Source organism: Quyinboa mangrovi (assembly GCF_042219825.1).
Lineage (GTDB): Bacteria > Bacteroidota > Bacteroidia > Bacteroidales > UBA5342 > JBHJHP01.
Map to the genome: position 1 here is coordinate 1 of NZ_JBHJHQ010000015.1, position 5,144 is coordinate 5,144.

Annotated in this window: 6 protein-coding genes; all 6 read left to right on the forward strand. The window is 32.5% G+C overall.

What is annotated here, in order from left to right; translation table 11 throughout:
- Positions 1-93 precede the first annotated feature (93 nt).
- Positions 94-816, forward strand: coding sequence for a tetratricopeptide repeat protein (locus ACE1ET_RS20110; RefSeq protein ID WP_375730222.1), 723 nt, complete (start codon positions 94-96; stop codon positions 814-816).
- 156 nt (positions 817-972) lie between these two features.
- The gene (locus ACE1ET_RS20115) at positions 973-2,268 is read left to right on the forward strand and encodes a YCF48-related protein (protein ID WP_375730223.1); all 1,296 of its coding nucleotides are present in this window, start codon (positions 973-975) and stop codon (positions 2,266-2,268) included.
- Between the two features lie 145 nt (positions 2,269-2,413).
- Positions 2,414-2,980 (forward strand): DUF6882 domain-containing protein, encoded by a 567-nt coding sequence (locus ACE1ET_RS20120; protein ID WP_375730224.1) that lies wholly within the window; start codon positions 2,414-2,416, stop codon positions 2,978-2,980.
- Positions 2,973-3,506: a hypothetical protein gene (locus tag ACE1ET_RS20125; protein WP_375730225.1), complete on the forward strand. Its 534-nt coding sequence runs from the start codon at positions 2,973-2,975 to the stop codon at positions 3,504-3,506. Before ACE1ET_RS20120 ends, ACE1ET_RS20125 begins: the two co-directional genes overlap by 8 nt.
- A gap of 145 nt (positions 3,507-3,651) precedes the next feature.
- The gene (locus ACE1ET_RS20130) at positions 3,652-4,164 is read left to right on the forward strand and encodes an energy transducer TonB (RefSeq protein WP_375730226.1); all 513 of its coding nucleotides are present in this window, start codon (positions 3,652-3,654) and stop codon (positions 4,162-4,164) included.
- Between the two features lie 179 nt (positions 4,165-4,343).
- Entirely contained in the window at positions 4,344-4,937 is a 594-nt protein-coding gene (locus tag ACE1ET_RS20135) for a hypothetical protein (RefSeq protein WP_375730227.1), read from the forward strand.
- Positions 4,938-5,144 lie beyond the last annotated feature (207 nt).

Sequence of the window (5,144 nt, forward strand, 5' to 3'; positions counted from 1 at the left end):
GCTGCCGGCTCCTTTCGCCCTGACAGTTCCTTTCACCTGTGAAAGAAACTGCCACGACACCATACCGCGGGAACGTTAGCCACAATTTAAAAAATGAACAGAATAACTTTAATATTAATGCTTTCAATCTTTAGTTTTTTTGGTTGTAAAAGCCAAAATAATGTGGACGAATTAGTTAATAAAGCCTACCAAGCAGAACAGAATGAAAACTATCAAAAGTCAATTGAATTGTTGACTAAAGCAATTGGAATAGAACCAAAACATTCAAATGCGTTATATAACCGAGCAAATAACTATATCAATATTGGTCAGTATAACGAGGCAATAGTCGACTTAAATAAAGTAATTGAAATAAACTCAAAAGATGATGAAGCTTACTATAATTTGAGTATCTGTTATAAGAATATACAGGATTACGAAAAAGCAATTGATTTATTGAATAAAGCAATTGACCTAAATCCAACTGCTGATGACTATATTAAATATAGAGCTGGAATAAATTGGACAATAAAAAAATATGAAAATGCTTTGCCTGATTATGACAGGATAATTTCTTTGAAACCAAATAATCCCGAATATTATGCTCTTCGTGCGTTCACTTTAGAAGAATTGAATGAATACGAAAAAGCAATTTTAGATTATAATAAGGCTATTGAATTGGATGAATCAGATTACAGAATGTTTTATGATAGAGGAAATGCATATTTCCAACTTGACAATAAAATAAATGCTTGTGCTGATTGGAAAACAGCAATTGAAAAAGGTGACCCAAGAAAAGAAGAATTGACTGAAAAAATAAATAAAAACTGTGGCTAACACGTGGTATAAGGCATGGCTGGGTTTGTGCGGATTCGACAAGTCGAATCTCGTCCTAACCTCAGTTTCGGTCGGACACTCAGACTCTCGTCTGACCGCCACGACCTCATACCACCACCGTTAGGCACAACCGGAAACTCTATAATACAAATAACCATGACAAATTTAAAATCACATTTTCGGCACATTTTATTGATGGTATTATTTTCTATTATACCAATAGTTTTATTTGGACAAGATTGGGTTGAACATTATACCTTTTCAAGTGACTATACCTTTAATAAACTGTTCTTTATAAACGCAGATAGTGGATTTATTATTGGTAATAAGAATTCAGAAATTAATAATGGGATTATAGGAAGAACAATAGATGGAGGTGAAAATTGGCTTTTATCAAGTATTGATAGTGTTATCTTAAATGATATCGCTTTAACTAATAACAAATTATTTATAGTTGGTACGAATGGCTTGTTATTAACATCAATCGATATGGGGCAATCTTGGAAAAGAGAAGATTTGAACGTTTCTTTTAACTTTATAAATATTTCAACAGTCAACAACACTATTTTTTTAGCCACTGCTTCAAATTCTATTCTCAAGTCTATTGATGATGAAAATTGGCAGCTAATTAATGGAAAGTATTACCATCCTATGTTTGGTGTAGTTGATGTAATACCTAGTTATACGTTGTTTTTATCGGACTCCGTTGGCTATTCTGCTAGTAATGATGGATATATTTATAAAACAACTGATGGTGGAGAGAACTGGTATACAACCTACTTTGACGCATCAGGAATATATAGGAAAATCTATATGCTCAATGACGAACAAATCTTTGTTGCAGGGGGAAATTTTTCAGCACCATATGTCTTACAATTACCTGATAAAATAAAATCTGGCGGCATATCAGGCAATGATTTTATAATTCAAGATATTTGTTTTACCGATGAAAATACAGGTTATTGTGTTTCTAAAGGTATTTGGAAAACCCTTGATGGTGGTGCAACCTTCTATCGAGAAGACAATGTAATAAATAAAAAAGAAAGTAATTGGGGATACAGTTATGATATTTATTCAATAGTTTTTCCAGAAAAGAATACTGGTTATGCTATAGGTATTGAAAATATTCTTTACAAAACAGATTCCTTAAATCTATCCTTAAATAATATACACAAAGTTAAAGACAAGGGTATAATTCTTAATAGTAAACCGAACCCATTTATTGCAAGTACTGAGATTTCCTTTCATTTAAATAAGCCTGAAATAATAAACACGAAATTAATTGATATGAAAGGTCAAATCATTTATCAAAATGCTGAATTTAAATGCAATAAAGGATGGAATTATGATTATTTGGATTTATCCAATTATCCAAGCGGAATATACCTTTATATATTAAATATTAATAATAAGAAATATTCAAAAACTATTATTAAAAGTACAAACCCCTAACGGCAGTGCCTAACAATATGTATAAATTATGGCAATAGTTTGGCAAATTAAGCAACCCTTTTTCATCTGTTCGTTTTCTACGGCTGATAGAACACTGCGCCGCTTTGTTGCCACAATTCATACATGGAACCGTTAGCACCAATTTATGAGACATCCTGCAATTAAAATAATACTGATAATATTGATTACAATGGGACTATTCTCGAGTTTTAAGAAACAGAAAGATGAATTAACAAAGCCTGAGATTACAGAAGAGTTTCGTGATTTTCTAACCACATCATATAACTACCTGACTGAACAACAAGAGATTTGTAACACAAAATTTGGAATGGGTAATTATGAGAGATGGGATTACAACCAAGAAACTGGTTTACTTGAATTTTCAGATTCTGGGATTGTAAAACTTCGTATAAAATATGTAGATGTTGGTTCGATTTCTAATATTTCAAATACTTGGTTATGGTCTTGGGATAATCCAAATACTCTTGATAATGTAAAATACAACATTAGTGAAGTACGAGAATTTGGGAAAAGTAAGGGTTATGAAAGGCTGACTAAAAGTAAATGGTATGGAGATGAATATGACGGATGGGAAATGACAGCAATTTCAGCATATATTTTGCAGGCAAAAGGAGCATACAGAGTGCCAACTGGAGATTTATTTTCATTTATGATTTTTACGGAAATTGAAGATTTAAGAAATAATGATTAAAAAAATAGGAATACTTTTATTAATAATTCTAATAACTCCAATAATTGCAGGATTTTATGGTGTTATCCATGACCAAATTTCATTTACGATTTCAAATGAATACTATACAAAATTTAAGTTTGATCAATTTAATGTAGGTGTAGCAGTGCCATATAGATTAGGAGCATCATATGTTGGATGGATGGCGACTTGGTGGATGGGCATACCTCTTGGAATAGTTCTTGGATTCTTAGGATTGATTCACTCTGATTGGAAATTAATGTTTAAAGCTTATTACAAATCCTTGCCGATAATTATAGTTATCGCGTTGTTGACTGGATTTTGCGGTTTGATTTATGGTAGATTATTCCTTATTGATAAAGATTTAAACTGGTTCATTCCTGAAAACTTGATTGATAGAAAACATTTTATTATGGTAGGCTCTATGCATAATTTTAGCTACATTGGTGGTTTAACAGGATTGATAGCTGGGATACTATATCAGATAAGATTTAGAAGAAAAACTGGTGCTAACAGCCGGTCATAAAACATTGCGCAGATTGTGGTAAATTTGAACGACATAACATTAAATCAACGGCAGCAACGGCTTGATACGAAAGTGCTTCGAAATGCGCAACGTTTCATACCGGCAAACCGTTAGCCACAATTTTGGGTTTCTCGATAATAACTAAATGAATAGATTTATTGAAATATTGTTTCTAATCTTATTTTGCATAACAAGCATATCAAATGTTGAATCACAGTCAGAAAATGAAACAATTGCATATGAAACAAGATTGACTTTCCTTAAAAACTTAAAGGATTCTACTTTCATTGACACTTTTGAAATTGTTAACCGAAAAATAAATGGTGTAAATTCAATTTCTGACACTATCTACTTTAAAATAAACACAATGCCACTATTCCCGGGAGGAGAAATAGAACTAATGAATTTTTTAGCTAAGAATATTATCTTCCCACCAAATGCAAGAGATGAGAGTATTGAAGGGAAAGTTTATATTGGTTTTATAGTTAATAAGGACGGAAGCATATCTGATGTAAAAATTGAAAAATCACTCACGAAAGAACTAGATAAAATTTGTATTAATGCTGTAACCAAAATGCCTGACTGGATACCAGGAATAAAATATGGAAGGCCTCAGAATGTTTATGTTTTATTACCAATTAATATTACACTTGAATAAGAAAAAACTGTGGCTAACACGCGGTGCATAGTGCATGCGGTTGTGTTTTAACTTGCAAACCCACATTCCGTATGCCGTCGTTTTCGGCTTGACAGTCTCCACTTCGTGGGACGGTCAACCGCACGACACCATACCGCGGGAACGTTGTACCCAATTTAAAAATGAAATAGTACGGTTGAATGAAAAGACTTTTAATACTCATATTGTTACCATATTTTACAATAAGCGTTCTTTGTCAGAATAATCTTAACAAGGAAAAATGGGAATTTAAAAAAGTTTCAGGCGATACTTTGATTTTTGCTAATAATATTTTTTTCAAAACAAATTTGTATCACTTAGACTATATCGACCAAATCAATATACCTGAAAAGTCACCATATCTGTTATTTACCGGTGTTGATTGTACAAACTGTGGAGCAAATAATACCTTATATGTTCATTCTGCTGATGATGGAGAATTCATTGTTGGAAGCGGACTAAATACATATTCGTTACCTGGGAAAGAGTATTACTATTTAAATGATTCTTTAATTTATGAAGCAAGGGTATTTTATGGTAAAATTTTGAATGATAAGTTTGGAATTATTTGGTACCAAAAAACATTACAAGACAGTAATATTTGGGAACATTCAACATACATTTTAGAATTATCAAAGAATAAGCCCAAAGGAACTTTTTTAAGCACGGACAGCTTAATAAATAAGACTTTGGAACTAGTTAGTCAAAACAATTGTAAAGAATTGGAAGGAGAAATACGAACTAGTGAACCTTGAAAATAAAAAACTGGGTACAACACGCGGTCATAGTGCATGCGGTATTATTTTAACCTGCAAACCCACATTCCGTATGCCGTCGTTTTCGGCTTGACAGTCTCCACTTCGTGGGACAGTCAACCGCACGACACCATACCGCGGGAACGTTGGCAACCATTTCAGAATTACAGCCTATCTTTGAATGAATAGACTTAACGAACAATATTT